Source organism: Oleiphilus sp. HI0132, from assembly GCF_001635845.1.
Genome location: NZ_LWGJ01000907.1, coordinates 1 through 385 on the forward strand (window position 1 = coordinate 1; position 385 = coordinate 385).

1 protein-coding gene is annotated in these 385 nt (G+C 40.3%); it reads right to left on the bottom strand.

Annotated features, from left to right (window positions below; all coding sequences use genetic code 11):
* Positions 1 to 290, bottom strand: a 290-nt coding sequence (locus tag A3766_RS30945; protein ID WP_231882878.1) for a hypothetical protein, incomplete at its 3' end; no start/stop codon positions are given.
* Positions 291 to 385: the final 95 nt, after the last annotated feature.

The window sequence follows — 385 nt, forward strand, 5'->3', positions numbered from 1 at the left end:
CCAAATGGCAAGTAATGCAGTTTTCCATAGGGTGTAATTAATAGACTGGTACCGTTTAAGTGTGGTTCTACGGGTTTGATGAGTGCATCATATAAGGCGCGACTATTTGATAGATAATCATCAGACCTAGTCCGTATCTTTTCCAAATACTCTTCGACAAGCGTGTCAATATTTGCCAACTCAACCATATGTCCGTAAACACTATCTTTGTTGAGAGCAAAGACATTCAAACCTTTGACTGATTGTGAGAAGAACAACATGGAAGTATTGTCAGGTACAGTAGACTGCATGTCCGCGATATTAATACTTGGCACACTGATCAATGAAAGTAACTCTGGCGCTTCAGCTTTCAATTCGGAACGCAAGCTTAAGATCATACTGCGTT